This window comes from Marinobacter halodurans, from assembly GCF_004327985.1.
GTDB classification, from domain to species: Bacteria; Pseudomonadota; Gammaproteobacteria; order Pseudomonadales; family Oleiphilaceae; genus Marinobacter_A; species Marinobacter_A halodurans.
The window spans coordinates 1-991 of sequence record NZ_SJDL01000156.1 but is presented as its reverse complement, the minus strand read 5'-3'; the positions used below and the strand labels follow the sequence as shown (position 1 = coordinate 991).

The window sequence follows — 991 nt, the reverse complement described above, 5'->3', positions numbered from 1 at the left end:
GCCGTATCCTCAAGAAGGGTTTGACGGTGCAGGTCAGCATCACGCCAGATGCGCCTCAGGCGCTGTTTCCGAACGGCTTTACCAAACGCCTTAACCATCTTGCCCAGATGGGTAAGCAGACCCACATGGCGGATCTGGGTTCCGGCGGCGCCGGCCGCACCGACACCGCCGGTGGCCACCGCCAGTATGGCGGTGAGGATCACATCGAAGGCGACGGCCCCGGTAAAGTAGCTGACTTCGGTATGGTGCTGTATGGCGGCGTAGTCGGTCGCAAAATCGGTGACGCTTTGCCGGAGTACGGGATCCGCCATTACCAGGTTGGCCAGGTCGTAGGCTTCAGCGATATCCTCGCGGGATACGTCCGCAGGGTTGAACCCCAAGGTCTCAACCCAGCGCCGGTGGCGGACTTCTTCGTAGTTTGCCTGATAGGCCTCGAACCAATGCCCATCCGAGCTGTCCTTGCTGGCCGCCCATGCCGACTTCAGGCCATCCAGCATGGCTTGAGTGGGGGAGGACAGTTCCGACAGGCCGCCCACAAATCGAAGAAGTCCCATCCCCGCATCCGAGAACCCCTGGGACACGGCGCCGACGCTGACCAGCCCGCGCTGGTACCAGGGCAGTTGGTCGTATTGCCGGGCGAACTCATCGGCCTCTTTCCGTTCCTGCTTGAGCAGCTCTTCCAGGGCTGCCTGGATACCCCGGCGTTTTTGGTTGACTTCGCCATCCGAGGCGTCCGAACTCAGGCGAACGGTGGCGAAACGCCCATTCAGTCCCTGGATCTGCGCCTCGCCATGGGCATCCAGGGTGCCTTCGACAGTCTCGTCGTCCGTACTGAGGGTAAAAGGAAGATTCGCCACACCCGTGCCGTCGGGCCAGTGGTAGACCAGCTTGACGTGGTAAGGGCCCGATCCCGGCGCAGGTGTTTCCGGAACGGGACGCTCTGGCGAACGGCTCACGGGCTCGATGGCCGGCGCCAGGGAGTCGGAGCGGG

Annotated in this window: 1 pseudogene; it reads right to left on the bottom strand. The window is 63.1% G+C overall.

The window, feature by feature from the left end:
• Positions 1-991, bottom strand: a pseudogene (locus EZI54_RS24725) (hypothetical protein); the annotation flags it as partial.